Raw genomic sequence first — 21,613 nt, 5'->3', positions numbered from 1 at the left:
CAAGCAGCGGCTCCCCGCCAAACCAGGAGACATTCAGACGACTCAACTCATGCAGGCGACTAGCAATAAAACACTTAACCCCTTGCACTACTTCTGATTTCATTTTCCCCACTGAAAAATCCTCATAGCAGTATGTGCAGCGGAAATTGCACTGCTCAGTGGGAAGGATGATGAGGTGCAACACATCATTGCGGAATGCGTTCGCTGCATCCCTGACAATGGACACGCTGGTGTTGCGAGAATCAACTTGCGCCATCACACGTCTCCTTGTGTCCTCTTATCCATCGGAGTTCAATTTGCGGAGCCCTCGTTGCAGGGCCCCGCAAAGGTGCATGCTGGTTACTCCGGCAGCGCGCAACCGCAGTTTCCGTTCTTCTTTCCATCCTCCTCAGAACCGTCGCCCCCTCTGAAGGTTGCCAAGTCCCTGGCCAGGTCTCGGTCCAAGACCACAATCCGTCCCCGCGAGTCGATCCTCACATTAGAGGGATTCAGACCGGCGAGGATGGCTGCGATGTCGACGTTCGGCATGCTGGTGTCCCTTCTGCATTGCGCACACTCTTGTACTGTCGAGCAAAGGGATACCATGTTCCTTCTGAGGTATAACGATCCACCGCACTATGAGGGGAAAGAGAACCCATTTGGTCCTCCTCGGGTAGGGGGCGATAGCCAACGAATCTACCGAGTGATATGGAGGTGTGCCGGTCAGCGGGTAGATGGCGTCGGGCCGACCGACCGGACGAGCCTTGGGGGACTGCTTGGTGCCGGGGATGTTCCCTTGACATCCAACGCTGACATCAATGAACGCGAATAGCGGCACCACACGGCAACCACTTCCGGCACCAGCCAGGCCTCGACAGGCCGAGGGCTGACCAAACTGTTAACGCGGTGGTCACGCGTCAGCGCCGCCGATGGCAGTGACGGCAGCACTGACGGCAACGACGGCTGACGGCAGCGGAACTCGACGGCCCACTACGGTGCCGGCGCAGGCCGATCGGGTGGACCTACCAAGGCGTGCCCGCATCTTCTAAGCGCTTGGCGGTCGAGGCCGCCTGGGCCGTCGCTGGGCCGTCCGAGGTCACCCGACGTCGACCGACAACGACAGAAGCCCACGGCATCTGAACTGGTCAGAGCCGTGGGCTTCTTCAGGTCCGCTGGTCAGCGGATGCGGTGATCAGTAGACGGGCCTGTGAGTGTCGCCGCAGGCAGCGCCCGTGACGACGCCTCCCTCAGGAGTGGGGTTCGCTCACCGCCAGGAGGTGACCGCGGCTGGTTGCTACGCGGAGCACGTCTCGCAGGGCTCCGGTCAGTTCGGTCAGCATGAGCCGCAGCTCACTGAGGCCAGCGTCCTGGTCGCCGAGGACTTCCGACGCCCGTTCCAGAAGATCGGTTGCCGTCCCGAGCTGTACCGCTTCGATGTTGTCTGCCAGGCGGGACATGTAGCCACCGCTGCCATCGGTGCTCAGATAGCAAGGCTTGCCGTCCGGTCCCGACCACGGGAGGAGTCGCAGTTCGCTCTGCGGCGTCATCTTTGCGCCTGCCTTTCGTCGATCACGTGGTGGGTGCTGAAGACGGCGTCGACACGATCACCCGGGAACACGAGCAGCGCCGCTTCAACGACTCGCCCGAGCGTGTCTGCCGCAACTCGGGTGATTGCGAGGACAGCCACAGCTGTGCTGATCCGCAGGGTTGCCGCCTCATCCGGTGTGGGGAGCCGAGCGGACACCGTCTCGCGGACCTCGGCCGGCGGCGGATCCGGCACAAAGAAGCCGGCCTCCACCCACGTTCCTGAGGGCCGGTCGCCGCGCGCCGTGGTCGGCGTCAGATCTTGCGGTACGTAGATGCGGGCCAGGCTGTGCGGGGACTCCCCCTCGTAGCTGAGGCGGAGGACCTCGGTCAGTGGACTTCCGTCAGCGACCCTCAGCAGCGCTGTCAGGTGCCCTCGTGCGTGGATCGCGGTAGTGCGCACCGTCACGCGCAGATCCGCGTCTGCGGCAGTCCGAGGATCCAGAGTGCCCCACCCGCCGACGTACGTGATCTTGCGTAGTGGGCGGCGGACGAAGTTCCCCTTGCCATGGATCTTCTCGACGAGGCCTTCTCCCTGGAGGACCGCAAGAGCACTCCGGAGTGTCGCCGTGCTGACCTTGTACCGGTCGGCAAGAGCGGTCTCAGACGGAAGCTGATCGCCGGGTCTGATGTGTCCGGCCGTGATCTGGCGCCTCAGGTCGTCGGCGACGACGAGGCGACGCGACGTCATGGGTTCCGTCACCGCCTTCTCACCATTCGCACAGCCAGGAGCCGGGTCCGCCCGTTGATGGTCAGCAGGTCTCCCGACTCGAAGAGGAGTTGCTTGGCGCCCTGGGGGAGTTGGAAGAGGTCGCTCACTCGGCATGCCTGTCCGCCGACTTGGATGATGTCGCCCCGCAGAACGGTGGCGGCGGTGATCTCGATGTTGGACGCGAGCGCGCCCCCTGGGACCCAGTTGCTCACCGCTTCACCGCCGGCCGCGAGGAGTGGTCCGGCGCCGAGTGGCAGGGGCAGTCGCACGTCTCGTAGATCACCGGCAGGTCAGTCGGCGCCAAGGCCGGTGAGGCGTCCGCACAGGTGGCGTGGGTGCCAATCCGGCATGCGATCGACCGGTAGGCAGTAGCCGAGGTTTCCGAGATGCGGGGGCAGTGGCGAGGAGGCATCAGCGGACCCCCGCCAGGGCCGACCACACCTCAGGCGACAGGCGCGGCGTTACGATCACCGAACGCTGCCGTGCATGCTCTTCCCAGGCCAGCACGTACGGGCGGACGAGCGCGTTTTCCTCGCCCAGGAGCAGGTTAAGGCTGTCAGCGGTGTCCGGCATCCATTCTGGAGCTGCCGGCGGCCCCGCGGCGAGCGTGGGAGGCGTCGCTACGGTCGTCCGGGACGGCGTTGAGGCGCGGCGGTGCCTGCCCCTGGGGAAGTACCGCGCTCTGGTGAGCGAGACGGCACGGCGGATACGGTTGAGCACGCTGCTCAGCTCCTATCGCTGGTAGCTCGGTCCCCCGACATGGCCCGTCGCGGGGACCGCTTTGTGTACGACCGCCCAGAGGGTGCGGCCGTTCAAGCTGGTGACGCGAAGCCCGAATCGGTCGGCCTCAGCCAGCACTTCCAGGACCTCCCGCCATGACTCGGCGGAGAGCGATTCCGGCACCTCCGCCTCGACCGACGTGCATTGGTCGCGCTCCTCCACGCGTGTGGTGAGCCCGACCGCCGATAACCGGGCAGCGATGGCTTCCGCGCTCACTCGCGAAGCGGGCACAGGGGAGCCTCCGTCACTCGGCGATCACTTTGAGTGAAGCTAGTTAACTAGATTAGAGCTAGTGGACTAGATTTTCCATATGCCTGAGCAGCCGCCCTATCTCCGCATCGCCGACGAGCTTCGGCGGCGGATCGTGGAGCACGAGTGGGAGCCGGGGGACCGACTGCCCTCCCGCGCCCAGATCGGCCAGGAGTGCGGCGTCGGCGACAACGTGGTGCGCCGGGCACAGGAGCTGCTGATCTCCCAAGGTGTGTTGGAGGGCCGCGCCGGTTCCGGCACCTACGTCGCCGAGCCACGGCAGCGCGTACGGGTGGTCCGGTCATCGGCGCGCGAGCAGCCCAGCGGCTCCCCGTTTCGGGCGGACATGAAGGCCGTGGGCAGACAGGGCGACTGGGAAAGCCGGACCGAGGCCAAGGTTCCGGCACCGGCGGAGATCGCCACGCGCCTCGGTATCGCCGAGGGTGAGCTGTGCGTGCGGACAGCGTACGAGTTCCTCGCCGACGGCCGGCCGGTGCAGCTGTCGACGAGCTGGGAGCCGTACGACCTCACCGGCAGCACACTCGTCGTCCTCCCCGAGGGAGGACCGCACGCCGGGGCAGGGGTCGTGAACCGCATGGCGGAGATCGGCGTCACCGTCAGCCACGCCGTGGAGCAGCCCGAGCCGAGGCAGGCGACCGCCGAGGAGGCCTCACTCCTGGGCGTTCAGAAGGGCGCGCTCGTCACGCATATCCGGCGGACGTACTACAGCGACCAGGGGCGGCCCGTGGAGACCGCGGACATCGTGGTGCCCGCCGCTCTCTGCGAGATCGTCTACGAGATTCCGATCAGTCGCCAGCCGCGCACCACAAGCGCACCAGATCGAGCGGGAAACAACGGGGAACCACGGTGAAAGCCGCCGAGGCCGATGAGGCGACACCCGCACCGTTCGTGCAGGTCAGTGGCCGATTCAGCCCCAAATGATCGCAGCTTCCCAAGCTGAGAGTGCGAGTTCGATTCTCGTCACCCGCTCCATGAAGAAGGCCCAGGTCACTGACCTGGGCCTTACTTGCTGTCTAGTCCAATCAGGGGGCGGCGTGCCCTCAACGGTGCCCTGTTAGGGGACGAAAGAGCCCCGTACCCAGAGCGGTTCGTCGCGGCCGACTCACACCGGTCGTGTCGCGTCCGTTCTTGTCCTCCGGGTGCCCGTAAGGCGAGGTACCTGCTCCGCCGATCAGCCCGGTACCGGCAGACACACGCCCTCACCAGGCGCTACTGCCGGAGCCGGAAGACCGGACGGTAGCGCCGCAAGTCTCCGTTCGGCCGTCCACTCCCGCAGAAGAGTCACAACTGCCAGCACGGGCAACAGAACCGTTCGCATGGCTGATGAGAGGCAACCGTGAGCCGAGTTCTGCGCAGAACGCCGGACGATCGAACGCAGTACGCTGAGTCGCGCGGGACCAGGTCCGCCGCACAGTGTCCGGGAGGCGTGTCATGACTGCCGAGATGGTGGCCCCGGCGTGGATGCACCAGCAGATCACGGCCGAGGAGTACGAGTCGTGGTCCGAGGAGCAGTGCGCCGGCATCGAGATCGTGGACGGAATGGTCGTCGTGAGCCCCAGCGCCTCCAAGCGGCACAATCGGCTCGCCCGACTCCTGGCGAACGCCCTGGACGCCGCAGCCGGCCCCGACTGGAACGCCGACACGGATTTCGACGTCCGGCTTCAGGACGTCCCGCTGACCAATCGCCGCCCCGACGTCATCGTCTACCGTGCGGACACGATCGACATCACGCCCACCCGTCCGGAGCACGTACTGCTCGTGGCCGAGGTGGTGTCGCCGGGCTCGGAGACCACCGACCGGATCGTGAAGGTGGACCAGTACGCCAAGGCCGGGATCGGCTTCTACTGGCGGATCGAGCAGGCCGCGACGGGCACACCGCTGGTGTATACGTACCTGCTCGATCCCGCGACGAGGACGTATCGCGAGGGGGACGTGTTCGCCGGCGCCCTAAAGGTCATCGCCCCCTTCGCGGCGGAGATCGACCTCGGCCAAATCTGAATGCGTCGCGGCGCGATGATGCGCCATTCACCCGTCCGGTGCGAATGTGGCGACGCGCTGATCGAAGGCGTCCCAGAGATCCCCACCGTCAGCCATGCGGCATCTTCCCGCCGTTACGAGCGGCGATGTGCCTTTGCCAAGAATTGCGGACAGCAGGGAGAGAAACCCGGCAGCTCCGTCACCGAGACCGACGCGCCGGAAAGCGGCGACGGAGGGCGGTCCCTGCGTGTCCCGCTCGATTGCTCCGTGCGGCCGATGGGCGTTCCCGGCCATCGGCCGCACGGGTGGGTCAGCGCAGTCCGGCGAAGAGGTCGTTCTCGGGTACGGCGGCGCCGGTGGCGTCCTTGACGCGTACGAAGGTCTCCATGCCCATCAACTCACCGAACCTCTCCTTGCCCATCTTGAGGAAGAAGATGTTCTCGCCCTGACTGGCGTGCGCGGCCAGCGCGTCGAACTTCTGACCGCTGAACGCGGTGGTGTCCACCCACGTGGTGATCTCGTCGTCGGCGAGGCCGATCTCCGCCGTCGCGGCGACCTCGGCAGGATCCGGCTCCGGCATGTCTTCCTGGAACTCGCGCATGATCTCGCCGAACCGCTGCATCCCCGAGCGGGGCATCGCGGTCCAGTACACCTTCGGTGTCAGCGTGGTCATCTCCAGCGCCGCCATCGTGATGCGGTGGGCCTGGATGTGGTCGGGGTGACCGTAGAAGCCGTTCTCGTCGTAGGTGACGACCACATCGGGCCGGTAGTGCCGCATGAGGTCCGCGAGCCGGGCGGCGCCTTCCTCGACGGGGGTCTGCCAGAAAGATCCGGGGGCGTCGTTGCTCGGCCAGCCCATCATCCCGGAATCGGCGTAGTCCAGCGTCTCCAGCTCGCTGATCTTCAGGACGCCACAGCTCGCCTCGAGTTCCCGGCGGCGCATCAGGGCGACGGTCGCCGGATCGTGTCCGGGGTCGCCCGGCTTGACACCTCCCGGTCCGTCACCGCAACCGCCGTCGGTACAGGTCACGAGAACCGTGCGGACGCCTTCCGCCGCGTACCGCGCGAGGACACCTCCGGTTCCGGTGGCCTCGTCGTCGGGGTGGGCGTGTACTGCCATGAGCGTCAAGGGCCGGTCAGTCATGAAACAGTCCTCCTGCGGAGACAGGTATTGGTCCGGGTGGCGCGGCGGGCGTACCCCGATCACGGGGCCCGCGTCCTGGTGGGGCGGGCGACCTTGTGGTCTTCGTGTCCCCCGCGCGGCGCCGGCGCATCGATCGGTGCAACAGCGCCGTCGGACCGGCTGTTCCCGGCACGGCCGCTCGGCTCACAGGCCGGTGCTCCCCCACGAACGGGACCCCGGCAGAGTCGGGGACCGGAACACTGCCGGATGCCGCACAAGCAGGCGCGGCACGGACGATGGCACGATGCCGCGTATGACCACTGGCCAGGAAGTGACCTGCCGCCGCCCCCTCCACAAGCGGCCCCTGTGGTGCCTGGTCGGACTCGGCGCGGCCGGGGCCGCTCTGGCCGGAGGGCGCCTGGTGTACTCGGGTGATCTCGTGGACGGCTGGGTGCTCGGGGGCCTGCTGGCCGCTCTGGTGGGCCTCGTGTGCTTGTACGCGGTCGCCGTCAAGGTGACCGCCGACGCGCACGGCCTGAACGCCCGGTCGTTGTTGCGCCGCCGCAGGAGCATGTCGTGGCAGGACATCGCCGACCTGCGCGTATACGTGCAGTACGGGCGCCACGGGGAGGAGTACCTTCGCGTCGAAGTGGTGCTGCGCGACGGGCGGACCCGGCGCCTGCCCCTGCCGGTGAGCGGATCCCACAACGACCGGGCGGCTTTCGACGAGGAGTTGGAGGCGTTCCGCGCCCTGCACCGTCGTCACGGTGCGCCGGAGTCGGAGCATCTCGCCGTCATCTCGAAGCGCACCGCCGGACGGGGTCCGACCGTGCCGTTGAGCCTGTGCCTGCTGCTGCTCGCGGGGGCCGGTCTGGCCGCTTGGTTCGTGCCGGTCACCGGGGCGACGGAGGAGGCGTGGACGTCGGCCGTCCCGTGCACCGCCGCCACGCCCGCCGCGGAACGCGGCGAGTGCCTGACCACCGAGCCGGCCACGATCGCGCGGACCGAGGTGGGCGAGGGGAAACAGCGCAGCAGCCTGTACTTCGCCGACGACCGCCCGCTGGACCGGCTCACGGTCTCCCGCGAGGGCGCCCGAGGATTCCGGCCCGGTGATCACGTCGAACTCACCCTCTGGCGCGGCCAGGTCAGGGTGGTCGCCAGAGGAGACCACGTATGGCGCGAGCACTTCCCCAGCGCCGGATCGGTGGCCGTCATCGCGGCCGCGTGCGCTCTCGCCGCCGGCTACCCCGGGGCCCGGGTACTGATGCTCCGGCGCGGGCGCCGACTGCCCGACGACGAAGTCCTGCCGTCGGCGCTCCCGTTCGCGGGGGCCATCGCGATCACAGCCCTGTGGCTGCTGCCGCTCTGCTATCTCCACCCCATGGGCGTGCCCGTGTCCCCCGCGCCCCTCACCTGGGCGGCCGCGGGATCCCTTGCCACGCTGGGGCTTCTCGTTTGGGCCTGGCGCGCGACCCGCGTCCGTACACCCCCAGAAGCCGCGGCGGCAGCGACCCAGGAGCCCTACGACAAGGACGTGTTCCTGGCCGCCCGGTTCCTGGAAGCCACCGACTACAACCCGAACGGCTTCGGTACCCACATCGTCTTCGGAGGCGGCCCGCCCGCGGTCACTCCCCACCCCGGCCCGGGCCGGTTCGCAGCGAAACGGATCCCGGCGCGGCAGCTCACCGCCAAGGGCGTGCGACGCCTCCGCGGCAGCGACAGCGACGCCCTCCCCCGGAGCTGGAACATAGCCGAACTCGACGACGCGGGCCGGCCGGTCCACCTCGCGGCGGCACCCGCCGACCTGACCCGCATCCTTCGTGCGCTGGGCCTGTGAGGCCCCTGCGGACGCCCCGACGCCCAAGCCATGGCTGCTTTCCGGCGCCCCGCCGCGGTGACGGCCCGAGACCCTGACGTCCGAACGGGGCCGGTGTCCCGTTCACTGCCGGTGCGGTCGTCACGGACCGGTACGACCGCACCGGTCCGGTGCGGTCGGCGCGCCGGGGCCTCGGTCACCGACGCTGTCAGCCGGTGTGCACCTTCAGCGCGGAACGGACGGCTGATTCGAGGGCGCCCTCGATCCAGGCGGGTTTGACCGAGGTGTGGTCTCCCGCGAAGTGCAGCGGTCCCTCGGAGGTGGGGATGTCGGGGAACAACTCCGTGTGCTGGCCCGGGAAGAGCACGGACGCCTCTCCGTAGGCGTAGTGGTCGCGCGTCCAGGACTGGGTCCGGCACTTGCTGGTGAAGAAGACCTCGCACCGGCGGCCGAAGACGGCCTGCACTCCGGCGAGGGCGCGCAGGTAGCGCTCCTCGTCGGCGTAGGCGTCCCACTTGAGGGCGTCGTCGGCCCAACTGTAGGAGGCGAGCATGATGCCGCCGTCGCTGCCCTCCATGGGGTGGGCGTGCTCGAAGTACATGAAGCGGTTGGCGTTGTCGCTGACGGAGCCGCCACCGCGGACATGAGCGGCTTCCACCTCACCCTCCATGACGGGCCGGAAGGCGGCGAAGCAGTGCTTGTAGTCGTCGGGGATCGTCACACCCAGGTCCTTCACGGACTTGTGCGCGCCGAGGTACCTGGCGTCCGTGACCTTGCCGGTCCGGTACTTGTCGTAGAGGCCGTCCTCGACGGTGTCGAGGGCCTGCTTCCACTGTGCCTCGGTCCACTCCCACCAGCGCCGGGAGAACTCCAGCAGCACCTTGGTCGCGGAGTCGTAGTGCAGCTCGGTGACGGCCCGCCGCTTGCCGTACGACAGCGGGGGGTCGAAGGTGACGTGCCGCAGCCCGGAGAAGGGGACGGTGACGATCGCCTCGTCGCCCTCGAAGACCTCCGTGGTGCCCCCCTTTCCGGTCTGGCAGTCCTCGGAGACGGTGTGCACCCGCACCTTGCCGCCGGCGCGTTCGACGCGTACGGCGCGCCGGTCGAGCCGTACCTTCCCCTTCACCGGCGCGTACAGCGCGTCGGCGAGCAGCGCGGTGCCTCCCTTGATCTCCCAGAACTTGGTCTTGGGGTCGATCAGCGCGGCGGACAGGAAGCTGTGCAGGAAGGAGAGGTGCAGCCGTGAGGTCAGGTTCTGGATGGTCCCGACCAGGTCGATGGTCCTGGTGTCGAGCTTCGCGGCTTCGGTGAGGTAGCGGTACATGGACCAGTGTCCGTACCGCTCGAGGACCTCGGTCCACCCGTCGACGAGGGCTGTTCCCTCCTTGCCCCGCACGAGTCGGTGCGCCGGTTCGAGGGCGTCCGCGAGGATGGCGGCGGCGGTCCTCTTCCGATTGGCGCCGGTGATCCCGAAGGTGTCGTTGACCCGTTCCGGGTTCTTGTCGTAGTCGGCCCGGCGCTCGCGGATGCCGTTGACGTGGATCCAGGTGCGGTTGGTCTTCTTCGCCGGGTCGTCGGGGTCGACGTCCACCAGGTAGAACTCCTGGCGGGGCAGCTTGTACTTCTCGAGCAGGGCCATGAGGAGCGGGTGGCTGTCGGGCAGTCGCATGGCCCCTGCCTCGGCGTACTGCGCGGGGTCGGCGAACGGCTGCCTGCCCTTCTCGTGTCCGCCCTTGCGGAATGTCTTGATACGGCCGCCGACCCGGTTGCCGTTGGCCTCGATCACGACGACGTCGTGGCCCGCCCGGTTGAGCAGGTCGGCGGCGAGCAGGCCGGCCGGTCCGGCCCCGACGATCAGGACCCGCTTCGTGGCCTTCGCCCGGCCGGTCGGCAGACCGTTGTTGACGGCCTTCACGTAGGAGGGGACCAGCGGCTTGTCGTCTTCGTCGTGGACGACGACGGCGCGGGCGACCGTCCGGTACGCCTCGGGAGAGGTGCCGGGCGGTGCCGCGGCCGGTGTGATCGTGGGCGCGGCGGGAGCGAGCGCGGTCGCGGAGGTGGTGGAGGCTGCGGTGAGCCCGGCGGCGAGCGCCGAGGCGCCGGTCGCCGTGACCACGGAGCGCCGCGAGGGCAGGGTGACATGCGGTACCGCCGGCCGGGGCGACGTGTCCCGAGTGGCGGGGGCGGGCTGCCGCTCCCCACCCGCTGCGTGGGGGGTCTTCCCGGACTGCGTGCTGTCGCCAGAGGTATGCGCGTTCTGAGTGTTCATCGCGCATCACTCTTGGCTCACCAGCGACACGGAGGTAGTGACTTCACACGGAAGAGGTGTTCAAACCACTCGAACCGGGTCCACAGCCTGTACCAGGGTTCACCTGGGACGCTCCGGGACCGGCAGGACGGCGCCACTGTGTCGCCGTGCGACCGGCGGGTCACCGCGGAGACCCGCCGGTCGGGTCACCGCGGTGACATGGTCAACCGCCACCTGCGCAAGGCCGCCGCCGCCCGCCCGCACGCCCACCGCGAGACCCGCACGACACCGGGCCCGCACGACACCGGACCCGCGGGCCGGCGGAGCGCGGTGGGTCCGGTCACCGGGCCGGGGCGATCTCCCGGACGGCTCCGGGCAGGGCCTGCCGCAGCCGCCGGTCGTGAGTGACGACGATGAGCGTTCCCTCGTACTGGGTGAGGGCCGCCTGGAGGTCCTCCACCAACGAGGGCGAGAGGTGGTTCGTCGGCTCGTCCAGCAGCAGCAGATCGTGCGAGCCCGTGACCAGACGCGCCAGTTCGAGGCGGCGGCGCTGCCCGGTGGAGAGGTCCCGTACGGGCCGGTCCAGGTCCGCTTCACGGAACAGGCCCAGGCCCAGCAGCTCGTCGGCACGGTCCTCACCGAAGGCCGCGAGCACGGGACGGCTCTCCTCCTCGGGGGAGGCCGGGGCCGCCACCTGGCGCAGGAACCCGACCCGCGCGGGTCGCCGTAGCGTGGTGCCCGGCGCCGGGGTCAGTTCGCCCGCCAGGACCCGCAGGAGAGTGGTCTTGCCCGCGCCGTTGGGGCCGGTCACCAGGAGTCGGCCCCCCGCGGGGACATGGAGCGAGTCCAGTACCAGGCGCCCCGGTACGCACAGGTCGCCCACCTCCACCGCGTGGTCCGCCGCCCCCTCGATGTCCGCCGAGAACCGCAACGGCTCAGGAGGCGCGGGGGCCGGGTTCTCGGTGAGCCGGTGCAGCCGTTCGCGGGCGTTGCGGACGCGGCTCATGGCGCCGTGGGCCCGCGAGCGGGCCCGGAACGCGCCCGCTCCGCTGAACGCCCACGGCCCTTTGCGCGGGATCGCCTCGAGGCGTCCCGCGTGGGAGCCGGCGAGCCGGGACTGTCGTGCCAGCTCGGTGCGCCACTGCTCGTGCTCCCGCTCCTGCCGGGCGCGTTCGGCGGCCTTGGCGGCGAGGTACCCCGTATAGCCGTCGCCGTATCGGCGGACGGACCGTGTGTCCTGGTCGACCTCCAGAACGGAGTCGGTGACCCGGTCGAGGAACTCCCGGTCGTGGGTGACGGCGACGAGGGTGCCCCGGTGCGCGCGCAGCCACTCCTCCAGCCAGGCCACGGCCTCGTCGTCCAGGTCGTTGGTGGGCTCGTCGAGCAGGAGCAGCTCGGGCGCGGAGGCGAGTGTCGCGGCGAGGGCGAGGCGGGAGCGCTGGCCCCCGGAGAGGGTGCCGAGCCGTCGTGCCCGGTCCAGACCGGCCCCTTCACCGAGGTGACGCAAGGTGACGTCGACGCGGCGGTCCGCGTCGTATCCGCCGCGCGCCTCGAACTCCGCCTCGAGTGCGGCATACCGGTCGTACACGGCGGGGTCGGCGCCCTGGAGCGCGGCCCCGGTCGCCCGCATCCGCCGTTCCAGGTCACGCAGTTCGGTCAGCGCCAGGTCGACGGCGTCACCTACGCACGCGGTGTCCGGCAGTTCCAGAGTCTGCGCCAAGTGCCCCGTACCGCCCGGTGCGACGACGTCGACCTCTCCGTCGTCGGGCCGCACGGTGCCGGCGAGCAGCCGCAGCAGTGTGGACTTGCCGGAGCCGTTGTCCCCGATGACCCCCGCCTTCTCGCCGGGCCGGACCGTGAAGGACACACGGTCCAGGACGAGGTGGTGGCCGTAGCGCTTGCTGACATCGGAGACGGTGAGCTGAGAGACGGTGGTACGGGCGGGCGGTGCTTCGGGAGCACGGAGCAAGTGATGTCTTCTTTCGTGGGCGACATGGGCACGAGACGTCTCGTCTCGTCTTGTTGAGAACCGTAGCCCACGGAGCGCACTCACGCAAGACGGTGCGTCTCGCCGTATCGTTGCCCGGCGCCGGCCGACGGGGCGGACGGCTTCACCCGCCACATCACGAACCACCGCGCCACGGCCCGCCATGCCGCGTCCCGCCATGCCGCGACCCGCCACTGGCCTTGAGTGCGGGGCCCCGGGTCACCGGTCTCGGATGTCGCGTCCCGGGTCGCCGATCTCGGATGTCGCGTCCCGGGTCACCGATCTCCGTCCGGGCCGTCAGAACGGCCGGGGTTCCCACTCCTCCGCCAGGATGGCGTGCACCACCGAGTCCCGCCATTGACCCGCCTTCCGGACGTGGCCGCGGATCAGGCCCTCCTCCGTCATGCCTGCCGCGGCCATCGTGCGCGCCGAGGCGGTGTTGAGGGGGGACCGGGCGCCCCAGACGCGGTGGAGGGCCAGGTCCTCGAAGGCCAGGGCCAGCAGAAGTCGGACGGTCTCGGTGCCGTGGCCGACGCCCCAGGCGTCCGGGCGGAGGGCGAAGCCCATGGTGGCCGCGCGCTGCTGGTGGGGGTCCGTCGCCAGCCGGGCGAAGCCGATCAGACGGCCGGAGGGCGGGGCGACCACGGCCAGCGCGTACTCGGTGCGGGGCTCCGTCGTCGCCGCCGCGACGGAACGGGCGACGATGCGGCCGGTCTGTTCCCGGGTGCGGGGTTCGAACGACAGGTGTTCCGTCGCCCTGGGGTCACCGTAGACGGCGAGCACCGCGTCGACGTCGTCGACGCTGAGTTCGCGGAGGCAGAGGCGTCGACCGGAACGCTGGACCGGGTACATGCGGAAAACCATATAGCCGTGGCGGAGAAGGGTACGGCGCCGACGACGACGTGGCCCCACGGTCCCGGCCCGACGGTGTGCCGGCGGCAGCGGCGGGCTCCGCGGCGGGCCCGGCGGCAGCGGGCAGGCCCGGCCCGAGCGGGAGCGCAGTCCGCCCGCCGGCAGCCGAGTTGTCCGTGGACTCCGTCGGGATTGTCCGTGATCGGTAACGGACGCATCCCATGGTCACCGTTCGTCGTCCTGTCAGGTGGTCCCAGGGCGAACGGGGACCGACGGGCAACGGGGCGAAAGTGGGGCGGACATGGCACGGCACGGTGTGGGGCGGGGCTGGTACGGCCGGGTGGTCGGGGCGGCGCTCGGGGTGACGGTGCTCGCCGTGGGTGCCTCGGTGTGGACCGCGCAGGCCGGCCCCGTGGGCGGACCGTCGCCGAAGGCGTCCGCGTCGGCCTCGCCGGCGGGCGGTCGCGTCGAGCCGGTCGACGTGACCATCGTGCACGCCTCGGACAAGGGGCCGCGCGGCGTGAACATCACCATCGACGACGGCCCCGATCCCGCGTGGACCCCCCAAGTGCTCGACGTGCTGCGCGAGTACGGGGTGAAGGCGACGTTCTGCGTGACGGGGACGCAGGCACAGGCCCACCCGGACCTCGTGAAGGACGTGGTCGCGGCCGGACACCGACTGTGCGACCACACGGTGTCCCACGACACCACCATGGACAAGAAGTCCCAGGCCTACCAGTCGAAGGAGATCCTCGACGCCGAACGCATGATCATCGAGGCCTCCGGCGGCGTACGGCCGATGTACTACCGGGCACCCGGCGGAGCCTTCACCCCCTACAGCCGTCAGCTCGCCGCCTCCCGCGGCATGCGACCGCTGGGCTGGAACGTGGACACCAAGGACTTCGAGCGGCCGGGCGCGGACGCCATCGTCGCCACCGTCGAGCGGGAGCTCCCCAACGGGCCGACGCTCCTCTTCCACGACGCGGGAGGCGAACGCTCCCAGACCGTCGAAGCCCTGCGCCGCGTCCTGCCCCGGCTCGAGGAGCAGGGCTACTCCTTCGGCTTCCCGGTGCGCTGAGTCCGCGGCTGCGGCGGCCCTGGAGGTCCAGAGGCCGGCCGGTCGGCCACAGGCGGCATGGTGGGGTCCTCACCACCCCACCGAGGGAGGTTGACCGGATGCTGCTTTGGGCCCCGACTTCCTACGCTGGTCCGCATGTTGAAGAAGACAGCACACCTGGCCATCGCCCTCGGCATCACCGCGGGACTCATGAGCGCGGCGGGCACCGCAGCCGCCACGGGCCACGGCGCCGGTCCCGTCGTTCGCACCGACAAGGGCCCCGTCCGTGGCACGGTGACCGACACCGTGCGCGTCTTCCAGGGCATCCCCTACGCCGCCGCGCCCACCGACGAGCGACGCTGGGCACCCACCGCGCCCGCGAGACGCTGGCACGGCGTCCTGGACGCCACCCGGCCGGGCAGTGCCTGCCCGCAGACGGGAACCACCCCGCCGGCCGGGCCCGCCTCCTCGGACGAGGACTGTCTCTTCGTCAACGTGACCACTCCGCGAACCGCCTCCGCGGGGCCCAGGCCGGTCATGGTCTACCTGCACGGCGGCGACCACACCGACGGTTCCGGGGACGTGCACGGCGCTCGGCGACTGGCCGCCCAGGGCGATGTGGTCGTGGTGACCGTCAACTACCGTCTCGGCGCCCTCGGATACCTTGCCCATCCCGACCTGGAGGGCCGTCGCGGAGAGTCGGGCAACTACGGGTTCCTCGATCAGCAGGCGGCCCTGCGCTGGGTCCAGCGCAATGCGCCGGCCTTCGGCGGCGACCGGGGCAACGTGACACTGTTCGGCCAGTCCGCCGGCGCCTACAGCACCTGCGCCCACATGGTCGCCCCGTCCTCGGCCGGTCTCTTCCACCGGGCCGTCCTGCAGAGTGGGGCGTGCCTCGGTACGGACCACATCCGTGAGCGCGCGGACGCTCTGGAGGAGGGCGAGGACGCCGTACAGGCGATCGAGAACAGGATCACCGGGGGCGAGGAAGTCCCGGTCGGCGAGCCCGCCGACTGGCACACCGCCGAGCCCGAGGACCTGGTGTACGGCTTCGGACAGGGCCCCTTCCCCTACGGGCCGGTGTACGGCGGCCAGCTTCTGCCGCGCACGCCGCGGGAGGCCTTCGCCACCGGCGAGTTCAACAAGGTCCCCGTCCTCCAGGGCATCAACCGCGAGGAGGGGCGGGCGGGGGCGTACGGAGCGGAGATGGGTAAGAAGGCCGATCCCGAGGACCCGGGGGCGACACTCGACGAGGCCGACTACCAACGCCTCCTGAACGAGCAGTTCGACCCGCGGGAGGCCGCCGCCATCGCCGTCCGCTACCCCGTCGACGCATACGGCGGCAACCCGGCACTCGCCCTGGGGGCGGTGCTCACCGACTCCGACCTCGCCCGGCGGACGGTCGACACCGGCCGTGCCCTCTCACGTGCCGTCCGCACCTACACGTACGAGTTCGCCGACCATGCGACACCCTGGTACGCCGACGAGGAGAGCTATCCGAAGCCTTCCTTCCCGATGGGCGCCGCGCACACCTTCGAGCTCCCCTACCTCTTCGAACTCACCGAGTTCGACGCGCTCACCGCCGACCAGCAGCGCCTTTCCGACTCGATGATCCGGATCTGGTCGGACTTCGCCCGCACCGGCGAGGCAGGCTGGAAGCCCACCACCGCGGCCTCACCGAACGCGTACTCCCTCGCCTCCGGGCCGGGTGGCAGCCGCCCGGTCGACTTCGCGAAGGACCACCAGTACGAATTCTGGAAGTCCCTGGGCTGACCCGCCCGGGACGGTTGCGTCAGTGGCCGCCGGCCGGCCGGCCGGCGGGCCACTCGCCGGTGACCGTCCGCGGCGCCGTGGGTTCCCGTTCCCAGACGAACCCGTCCGGGTCGCTGAACGGACGGGTGGCGCCGGACAGCACGAGCCGGTGGGAGCCGGTGCCGTCGGCGGAGACGCCCGCGACCTTGGCAAGGCCACGGCGCTTGTACAGGGACAGCTTGACGGTGTCCGGCCCGGTGGCGAACTCGACGTACTTGCCGCCGAAGCCCTTGCCCACGGTGAGACCCTGCTCGACGTAGAACCGCTTGCTGGCCTTCACGTCCTCGACGCCCAGGAGCAGCACGATCTCGTCGATGTCCCGGGTCGGCGGGCCGGTGTCCTTCTTCGCCGATGTCGCGATCTGCCAGACGGTGCCGTCCGGGGCCCGGACGACACCGCCGTAACCCCACAGCGACTTCGCGGCGGGCTTGACGGTGGTGGCGCCGGCGTCGAGGGCCGCGGCGACGAGGGCGTCGACGTTGCCCGGCTGGGAGACCACGAGCGACAGGGTGAAGCCGCGGAAGCCGGTCGTGGGAGCCTCGGAGGCGCGCAGGCGCACCCTCGACGGGTCCAGCCCGAAGGCGGCGGAGTAGAAGTGGGCGGCCGCCTCGGTGTCGGCCACTTCCAGAGTGACGGAGTCGATGGAGTTCATGTCTTCGACGGTATGGGCGACCGGGTCACCGACGCTTCTCGAGAACTGACCGTCCTGTGCTGTCGGAGAGCGTCGGTGGGACGGCCACCAAGGCGCCGGCGAGGACGCGGGCGGCCACCGGCGGACGGCCGGTGACCGCCCTTCCCGAGCAGGCGGCAAGGGCGGCAGACGGCCCTCCGCCTGAGCGAGTCGCCGGCGAACCGGTGCTGAGCCCGCCAGACCCGTCAGACCGTCAGACCCGCCAGACCCGCCAGACCCTTCAGACCCTTCAGACCCGCCAGACCCTTCAGACCCTTCAGATCGGTTCGCGTCGTCAGATCAGTTCGAGTCGTGGTTCCGGTTTCGGCGCCGGTGCCGCGGCCTGCGGGTCCCACAGCCTGACGGTCCGCGCATAGCCGTACACCACCGAGGCCGTCGCCAGAACGAGAAGAGGGCCGAACACCCAAGGACGGGCGGCCATTTCCATCGGGAGACAGCGAGCCGACGCCAGAAGCGCGGCGAAGACCACCGCCCCGTATGCGACCAGCTGGATTCCCGCCCGGTCCCAGCCGCGGTCGAAGGAGCGCAGCCCCGCCTCGATCGTGACCGCGAAGACCACTCCGGCGAGAATGTCTATTCCGTAGTGGTAACCGAATCCCAGCGTCGCGCACAGCGTCGCGACAAGCCAAAACGTTCCTGCGAAGCGCAGTACACGCGGGGCCTGTCGGGAATGAATGAAGATCACGGTGGCCCACGCCGTGTGGAGGCTGGGCATGCAGTTGCGGGGCGTGATGTCGTCGTACGTCCACGGCTGCGGCGTGCTCATCGGCGGGAGCGTGTCCGGCCACAGGTTGGCCACCGCCCACTGTTCGCCGCCGGTGCCGAACGCGCCGGTGCCGTAGGTGAAGACCGGTCCGACCACCGGGTAGATCATGTAGACGGCGGGCCCGAGGAGGCCGATCACCAGGAAGGTGCGTACCAGGTGGTGCCTCGGGAACCGGCGCTCGGTCGCCACCTTGCGCAGCTGGTACAGCGCGACGACGACCGCGGCCACCGCGAGTTGGGCGTAGACCCAGTCGAGAACGTGCTCACCGACCGGGCCCGTGGCGGCGACCATCCGGCCCGCCAGCCACGACGGATCGCCCAGCGCGTGGTCGGCGACCGCCACGTACGGGTCGAGCACCTCCGGGTGGGCCTTCGACGTGATCAGCAGCCAGGTGTCGCCGGTCTTGCGCCCGGCCACCAGCAGCAGGCCCAGCCCGACGCCCTTCAGCAGCAGGACCCGTTCCTGGCCGGCGCGGCGCGTAACGGCGACGACCGCACACCCCAGGATCACCCACAACGCTCCGTTGCCGAAGGAGTGGCCGTCGGTCACCCCGGCATCGAACACCCACCGCACCAGCAGGAAGACGACGTCGATACCGATCGCGGCGCCGGCCGCGACGAACCGCTGCCGCCAGGTGAGTACCACCATCGTCAACGCCATACTCGCGTACAGAAGCGGCCCCGAAGCAGGGGCGGTTATCACCTCTTTCGCCTGGTTGGTCATCGGCCCCGGCAGGCCGTAGCGACGCGCGGCGATCTCCAGCACGATGCTGAACCCGAGGGCCGCCACACCCGCCACGGCCCAGAGTCTCGACCGTGGACGACCCCACGCGGAGAACCTGGTTCTCCACTTTATTCGTGAACGCACGGGTGATGGCATATGTCTTCAATCTTCACGGTTCCGGAACGGCAGCCCCTCGGCAGAGGAGACGAAAGAGTCAGATTGCGGGTTCCGGGCCCGAGTTGTCGAGAACGGCATCACCGGAGCCGGGGGCCCCGGCCTTGCCACCGACGTGCCGCCGTCGGCCCCACCACACCCGTGTGCCGCGTCAGGAATTCGGCCGCGCCGCGGTGAATTTCCGGCGCCAGGCCAGGGAGACGTAGACCAGGGCGACCAGGACCGGAACCTCGATGAGCGGGCCGACCACACCGGAGAGGGCCTGTCCGGAGGTGACGCCGAAGGTGGCGATGGCGACCGCGATGGCCAGCTCGAAGTTGTTGCCGGCGGCCGTGAAGGCGAGGGTCGCGGTGCGGTCGTAGGTGAGGCCGATGGCCTTGCCGAGCGCGAAGGTCCCGAACCACATCACGGCGAAGTACACCAGCAGCGGCAGCGCGATCCGTACGACGTCGAGCGGCTGTGAGGTGATCGTCTTCCCCTGCAGGGCGAAGAGGACGACGATCGTGAAGAGCAGGCCGTACAGCGCCCAGGGGCCGATCTTCGGCAGGAACCGCTGCTCGTAGCTCTCGCGGCCGATCCGCCTCTCCCCGAGGCGGCGGGTGAGGAAGCCGGCGAGCAGCGGTACACCGAGGAAGACGACGACGTTCAGGGCGATCTCCCACATGGAGATGTCCAGGCGCTCGCCGTCGCCCAGACCGAGCAGGCCCGGCAGCAGGTCGAGGTAGAACCAGCCCAGCAGGCCGAACGCGACCACCTGGAAGACGCTGTTGAGGGCCACGAGCACGGCGGCGGCCTCGCGGTCGCCGCACGCGAGGTCGTTCCAGATGACGACCATGGCGATGCAGCGGGCCAGGCCGACGATGATCAGGCCGGTCCGGTACTCGGGCAGGTCCGGCAGGAAGATCCAGGCCAGTGCGAACATCACCGCGGGACCCAGGACCCAGTTGACGACCAGCGAGGAGATCATCAACCTGCGGTCGCCGGTGACCGCGTCCAGCCTGTCGTAACGGACCTTGGCCAGCACCGGATACATCATGACCAGCAGGCCGAGCGCGATCGGCAGCGAGATGCCGCCGACCTCGACCTTCGCCAGGGCGTCGTTCAGGCCGGGAACCGCGCGGCCGAGACCGAGGCCGACGGCCATGGCGACGAGGATCCAGACGGCGAGGAAACGGTCGAGCGTCGACAGCTTCGCGACGACGGAGGAGTCCTCGCCGAGGTTGGCCGCGGAGGCTTCGGCGCGGGTCACGGGCAGGCCCTCCTGTTTCCGGCGGCGTTGCGCGCGGACTCGGCCAGGTCGGCGAACTGGCCGGCGAGCCGGGCGACGACGTCGGGACGCAGCCTGTAGTACGTGTACCGGCCGCAGGGCTCGGTCTCCACGACGCCGGCCTCGCGCAGCACTCTGAGGTGGTTGGAGAGGTTGGTCTGCCGCGCTCCGGTCTCCTCGACGAGGTGGGTGGTACACAGCGTCTCGCGGGCGAGCAGAGTCACGATCCGGAGCCTGAGCGGGTCGGCCAGCACCCGGATCAGGTCAGTGTCGACTGACGTCATCATGGGCTGATACTTTCACATCAGCCGACGCTGATACCAGTTGGGGCTGACTCGTGGCTCCATGGCCTCACCCATGACCCATGACCCATGAGCCCACTCATTGCCCCAGGACTCCATGGCCCAGTGCCCCATGGCTCACCGAAAGGGTCCCGCATGTCCTCCGCTCCGCTCGCCTCCGTGCTGTTCGTCTGCGTCCACAACGCCGGCCGCTCCCAGATGGCCGCCGGATTCCTCCGGCACCTCGCCGGCGACCGCGTCGTGGTCCGCGCCGCCGGTTCCGTCCCCGGCGACCGGGTCAACCCGGCCGCCGTGGAGGCGATGCGGGAAGCCGGTGTCGACATCGCCGGCGCCAGGCCGAAAGTCCTGACCACCGAGGCCGTCCAGGCGTCCGACTACGTCATCACCATGGGTTGCGGCGACGCCTGCCCGGTCTTTCCCGGGAAGACCTACCTCGACTGGGCCCTGGAGGACCCGGCCGGCCGGGGCGTCGACGCCGTCCGTCCCATCCGCGACGAGATCAGGGCCCGTGTCGAGGCCCTCGTCGCCGAGATCGACGCCCGGCCGGGAGTGTGACGCCGGGCCCGCCCCGGAGTACGGATGTGGACGGAGGGCCGGCGCGAGTGGCCCGCTCCGCAAGCCGGTCCCCGGTAGTTGTGGTCGGCTCCCGGTGCGCGGGCGCATACTGGTGGCAATGACAAAGCCAGCCGTACCGAAGCGTCATTCGCTGCCCACCAGTCCCTTCAAGGCCCCGGTCGCGCTGCCGCCCAAGCACTTCGAGGTGGGCGACCGGGTCACCCACGACACGTTCGGCCTCGGCCGGGTGATCGCCCTCGAGGGCGGGATCGCGGTACTCGTGGACTTCGGCTCGGCGCAGGAGCGGATCACCGTGCCCTACGCCAGGATGAGCAAGCTCTAGGACCGCCGGCCCGCCCCGGCGGGACGCACACCGGCGGGACGCACGCACCGACGAGTCGGGCGGCCCTGCGCCCCGGCGCGGGACGTCCGGCAGAGCCGGTCCGTCGGGCTGGGCAAATGCCCTGCTGCCGATCTGCCGGAGTCGGTCCGCCGCCCGCTGAACGCCGACGGCAGGCGTTCTTCCGGTCCGCTCACGTCCGCCGCATGTGCCGTAGCGGCCCTGGCCGCGGTGCCGAGGAGCAGGCAGGCCGCCACCGTGACGGTCGTCGACAGTGGCGCCGTGCCCTCGACGCGGGCGACCGCCGCGTCCGACAGGCCCGGAGCCCCCCTCGGCACGACCGCCGCCTCGGCCCGTACGGCCGCGGCCCGCCGGGTGCTGGCGGCCCTGACCTACCTCCGGGGCTGAGGCGCGCCCCCCTTGACGTGTCCTTTGTCTCGGTACGCTGATATCAGTACTTTTGTCGTTTTTGTCGCCCTCGCGCCACAGGAGGCCTCGCAGGCCCCATCGAGGCAGGTCATGGGGCGGGATCAGACTCCCGGGCGCCAAGCCTGCGGTCTCCGGGGGCCAATATCTGGTGCCATGACAGGAGAAATCG

The 21,613-nt window shown here is 69.9% G+C and carries 21 protein-coding genes and 1 pseudogene; 8 read left to right on the top strand and 14 right to left on the bottom strand.

Annotated elements, in window-relative coordinates; genetic code table 11:
* The 6 genes and pseudogenes from ABEA26_RS26935 to ABEA26_RS26910 all read right to left on the bottom strand — a co-directional run.
* A pseudogene (locus tag ABEA26_RS26935) lies at positions 1-256 on the bottom strand (hypothetical protein); the annotation flags it as partial.
* Between the two features lie 970 nt (positions 257-1,226).
* Positions 1,227-1,526: a hypothetical protein gene (locus tag ABEA26_RS26930; RefSeq protein WP_345595944.1), complete on the bottom strand. Its 300-nt coding sequence runs from the start codon at positions 1,524-1,526 to the stop codon at positions 1,227-1,229.
* Complete coding sequence (locus ABEA26_RS26925; RefSeq protein WP_345595945.1) at positions 1,523-2,254, bottom strand: GntR family transcriptional regulator; 732 nt, start codon at positions 2,252-2,254, stop codon at positions 1,523-1,525. Before ABEA26_RS26925 ends, ABEA26_RS26930 begins: the two co-directional genes overlap by 4 nt.
* Positions 2,255-2,262: 8 nt before the next feature.
* Positions 2,263-2,487: a hypothetical protein gene (locus ABEA26_RS26920; protein ID WP_345595943.1), complete on the bottom strand. Its 225-nt coding sequence runs from the start codon at positions 2,485-2,487 to the stop codon at positions 2,263-2,265.
* Between the two features lie 199 nt (positions 2,488-2,686).
* Positions 2,687-2,848, bottom strand: coding sequence for a hypothetical protein (locus tag ABEA26_RS26915; protein ID WP_345595942.1), 162 nt, complete (start codon positions 2,846-2,848; stop codon positions 2,687-2,689).
* 159 nt (positions 2,849-3,007) lie between these two features.
* Positions 3,008-3,286 (bottom strand): hypothetical protein, encoded by a 279-nt coding sequence (locus ABEA26_RS26910; RefSeq protein WP_345595941.1) that lies wholly within the window; start codon positions 3,284-3,286, stop codon positions 3,008-3,010.
* Between the two features lie 79 nt (positions 3,287-3,365).
* On the opposite strand from ABEA26_RS26910, the gene ABEA26_RS26905 reads away from it, so the two are divergent.
* Together ABEA26_RS26905 and ABEA26_RS26900 are read left to right on the top strand one after the other, a co-directional pair.
* Positions 3,366-4,175 (top strand): GntR family transcriptional regulator, encoded by an 810-nt coding sequence (locus tag ABEA26_RS26905; protein WP_345595940.1) that lies wholly within the window; start codon positions 3,366-3,368, stop codon positions 4,173-4,175.
* 581 nt (positions 4,176-4,756) lie between these two features.
* A complete protein-coding gene (locus tag ABEA26_RS26900) occupies positions 4,757-5,323 on the top strand; it encodes a Uma2 family endonuclease (RefSeq protein ID WP_345595939.1) in 567 nt (188 codons plus the stop codon).
* A gap of 289 nt (positions 5,324-5,612) precedes the next feature.
* Here the strand turns inward: ABEA26_RS26900 and ABEA26_RS26895 are convergent, their stop codons facing one another.
* Complete coding sequence (locus tag ABEA26_RS26895) at positions 5,613-6,446, bottom strand: PIG-L family deacetylase (RefSeq protein WP_345595938.1); 834 nt, start codon at positions 6,444-6,446, stop codon at positions 5,613-5,615.
* A gap of 292 nt (positions 6,447-6,738) precedes the next feature.
* On the opposite strand from ABEA26_RS26895, the gene ABEA26_RS26890 reads away from it, so the two are divergent.
* Positions 6,739-8,262, top strand: coding sequence for a PH domain-containing protein (locus ABEA26_RS26890; RefSeq protein WP_345595937.1), 1,524 nt, complete (start codon positions 6,739-6,741; stop codon positions 8,260-8,262).
* A gap of 187 nt (positions 8,263-8,449) precedes the next feature.
* Here ABEA26_RS26890 and ABEA26_RS26885 read toward each other — a convergent pair whose 3' ends face one another.
* The 3 genes from ABEA26_RS26885 to ABEA26_RS26875 form a co-directional block, all read right to left on the bottom strand.
* The gene (locus ABEA26_RS26885) at positions 8,450-10,510 is read right to left on the bottom strand and encodes a flavin monoamine oxidase family protein (RefSeq protein ID WP_345595936.1); all 2,061 of its coding nucleotides are present in this window, start codon (positions 10,508-10,510) and stop codon (positions 8,450-8,452) included.
* Positions 10,511-10,829: 319 nt separating this feature from the next.
* Complete coding sequence (abc-f, locus tag ABEA26_RS26880) at positions 10,830-12,458, bottom strand: ribosomal protection-like ABC-F family protein (RefSeq protein ID WP_345595935.1); 1,629 nt, start codon at positions 12,456-12,458, stop codon at positions 10,830-10,832.
* A 315-nt stretch (positions 12,459-12,773) separates the two neighbouring features.
* Positions 12,774-13,328 carry a GNAT family N-acetyltransferase gene (locus ABEA26_RS26875; protein ID WP_345595934.1) on the bottom strand — a complete coding sequence of 185 codons (555 nt, stop codon included), beginning with the start codon at positions 13,326-13,328 and terminating at the stop codon, positions 12,774-12,776.
* Between the two features lie 301 nt (positions 13,329-13,629).
* Between ABEA26_RS26875 and ABEA26_RS26870 the strand changes: the two genes are divergently transcribed.
* Together ABEA26_RS26870 and ABEA26_RS26865 are read left to right on the top strand one after the other, a co-directional pair.
* The gene (locus ABEA26_RS26870) at positions 13,630-14,406 is read left to right on the top strand and encodes a polysaccharide deacetylase family protein (RefSeq protein ID WP_345595933.1); all 777 of its coding nucleotides are present in this window, start codon (positions 13,630-13,632) and stop codon (positions 14,404-14,406) included.
* A gap of 135 nt (positions 14,407-14,541) precedes the next feature.
* Complete coding sequence (locus ABEA26_RS26865; protein ID WP_345595932.1) at positions 14,542-16,158, top strand: carboxylesterase/lipase family protein; 1,617 nt, start codon at positions 14,542-14,544, stop codon at positions 16,156-16,158.
* Between the two features lie 19 nt (positions 16,159-16,177).
* Here ABEA26_RS26865 and ABEA26_RS26860 read toward each other — a convergent pair whose 3' ends face one another.
* The 4 genes from ABEA26_RS26860 to ABEA26_RS26845 form a co-directional block, all read right to left on the bottom strand.
* Positions 16,178-16,849, bottom strand: coding sequence for a VOC family protein (locus ABEA26_RS26860; protein ID WP_345595931.1), 672 nt, complete (start codon positions 16,847-16,849; stop codon positions 16,178-16,180).
* A 313-nt stretch (positions 16,850-17,162) separates the two neighbouring features.
* Positions 17,163-18,452 (bottom strand): phosphatase PAP2 family protein, encoded by a 1,290-nt coding sequence (locus tag ABEA26_RS26855; RefSeq protein WP_345595930.1) that lies wholly within the window; start codon positions 18,450-18,452, stop codon positions 17,163-17,165.
* Between the two features lie 250 nt (positions 18,453-18,702).
* On the bottom strand, positions 18,703-19,800 hold the full coding sequence (arsB, locus tag ABEA26_RS26850; RefSeq protein WP_345595929.1) for an ACR3 family arsenite efflux transporter: 1,098 nt from the start codon (positions 19,798-19,800) through the stop codon (positions 18,703-18,705).
* Positions 19,797-20,105, bottom strand: coding sequence for an ArsR/SmtB family transcription factor (locus ABEA26_RS26845; protein WP_345595928.1), 309 nt, complete (start codon positions 20,103-20,105; stop codon positions 19,797-19,799). The genes arsB and ABEA26_RS26845 overlap by 4 nt, the downstream gene beginning before the upstream one ends.
* Before the next feature lie 150 nt (positions 20,106-20,255).
* Between ABEA26_RS26845 and ABEA26_RS26840 the strand changes: the two genes are divergently transcribed.
* The 3 genes from ABEA26_RS26840 (at position 20,256) to ABEA26_RS26830 (ending at position 21,423) form a co-directional block, all read left to right on the top strand.
* Positions 20,256-20,675: an arsenate reductase ArsC gene (locus tag ABEA26_RS26840; protein WP_345595927.1), complete on the top strand. Its 420-nt coding sequence runs from the start codon at positions 20,256-20,258 to the stop codon at positions 20,673-20,675.
* A 118-nt stretch (positions 20,676-20,793) separates the two neighbouring features.
* The gene (locus ABEA26_RS26835) at positions 20,794-21,018 is read left to right on the top strand and encodes a hypothetical protein (RefSeq protein WP_279566356.1); all 225 of its coding nucleotides are present in this window, start codon (positions 20,794-20,796) and stop codon (positions 21,016-21,018) included.
* A gap of 228 nt (positions 21,019-21,246) precedes the next feature.
* On the top strand, positions 21,247-21,423 hold the full coding sequence (locus ABEA26_RS26830; RefSeq protein ID WP_345595926.1) for a hypothetical protein: 177 nt from the start codon (positions 21,247-21,249) through the stop codon (positions 21,421-21,423).
* Positions 21,424-21,613 lie beyond the last annotated feature (190 nt).

The organism is Streptomyces marokkonensis, from assembly GCF_039539045.1.
Lineage (GTDB): Bacteria > Actinomycetota > Actinomycetes > Streptomycetales > Streptomycetaceae > Streptomyces > Streptomyces marokkonensis.
Note: the sequence above shows the minus strand (reverse complement) of the source record. Positions and strands in the feature narration are given on the sequence as shown.

Coding starts and splice junctions, on each gene's coding strand:
- ABEA26_RS26930 (WP_345595944.1), bottom strand. CDS start 1,526: ATGACGCCGCAGAGCGAACTGCGACTCCTCCCGTGGTCGGGACCGGAC.
- ABEA26_RS26925 (WP_345595945.1), bottom strand. CDS start 2,254: ATGACGTCGCGTCGCCTCGTCGTCGCCGACGACCTGAGGCGCCAGATC.
- ABEA26_RS26915 (WP_345595942.1), bottom strand. CDS start 2,848: ATGCCGGACACCGCTGACAGCCTTAACCTGCTCCTGGGCGAGGAAAAC.
- ABEA26_RS26905 (WP_345595940.1), top strand. CDS start 3,366: ATGCCTGAGCAGCCGCCCTATCTCCGCATCGCCGACGAGCTTCGGCGG.
- ABEA26_RS26900 (WP_345595939.1), top strand. CDS start 4,757: ATGACTGCCGAGATGGTGGCCCCGGCGTGGATGCACCAGCAGATCACG.
- ABEA26_RS26895 (WP_345595938.1), bottom strand. CDS start 6,446: ATGACTGACCGGCCCTTGACGCTCATGGCAGTACACGCCCACCCCGAC.
- ABEA26_RS26890 (WP_345595937.1), top strand. CDS start 6,739: ATGACCACTGGCCAGGAAGTGACCTGCCGCCGCCCCCTCCACAAGCGG.
- ABEA26_RS26885 (WP_345595936.1), bottom strand. CDS start 10,510: ATGAACACTCAGAACGCGCATACCTCTGGCGACAGCACGCAGTCCGGG.
- ABEA26_RS26875 (WP_345595934.1), bottom strand. CDS start 13,328: ATGTACCCGGTCCAGCGTTCCGGTCGACGCCTCTGCCTCCGCGAACTC.
- ABEA26_RS26870 (WP_345595933.1), top strand. CDS start 13,630: ATGGCACGGCACGGTGTGGGGCGGGGCTGGTACGGCCGGGTGGTCGGG.
- ABEA26_RS26865 (WP_345595932.1), top strand. CDS start 14,542: ATGTTGAAGAAGACAGCACACCTGGCCATCGCCCTCGGCATCACCGCG.
- ABEA26_RS26860 (WP_345595931.1), bottom strand. CDS start 16,849: ATGAACTCCATCGACTCCGTCACTCTGGAAGTGGCCGACACCGAGGCG.
- ABEA26_RS26845 (WP_345595928.1), bottom strand. CDS start 20,105: ATGATGACGTCAGTCGACACTGACCTGATCCGGGTGCTGGCCGACCCG.
- ABEA26_RS26840 (WP_345595927.1), top strand. CDS start 20,256: ATGTCCTCCGCTCCGCTCGCCTCCGTGCTGTTCGTCTGCGTCCACAAC.
- ABEA26_RS26835 (WP_279566356.1), top strand. CDS start 20,794: ATGACAAAGCCAGCCGTACCGAAGCGTCATTCGCTGCCCACCAGTCCC.